1 protein-coding gene is annotated in these 253 nt (G+C 47.4%); it reads right to left on the minus strand.

The window, feature by feature from the left end; genetic code table 11:
- Positions 1 to 7: 7 nt before the first annotated feature.
- On the minus strand, positions 8 to 253 hold a 246-nt coding region (grxC, locus tag R0J87_RS22640; protein ID WP_498889153.1), incomplete at its 5' end, for a glutaredoxin 3.

Genomic DNA, 253 nt, shown 5'->3' on the forward strand with positions numbered 1-253 from the left:
CTAATATTTAAAGGTTTAATAAAGGGTCAAGTTGTCCGCTTGCATCAAGTGCCAGCATATCGTCGCAGCCACCGATGTGGCGGGAATCAATAAATATCTGCGGAACCGTGCTCCGCCCGCCGGCGCGCTCAATCATTTCAGGACGCAACTCTGGCTTCTCGTCAATCCTGATTTCCTGATAGCTGACACCCTTGTTGTCCAATACAGACTTAGCGCGAACACAATAAGGACAATATGCTTTGGTGTAAATAGT

The sequence above is a fragment of the Halomonas sp. SIMBA_159 genome, from assembly GCF_046536035.1.
In the GTDB taxonomy this organism is placed as follows: domain Bacteria; phylum Pseudomonadota; class Gammaproteobacteria; order Pseudomonadales; family Halomonadaceae; genus Vreelandella; species Vreelandella venusta_A.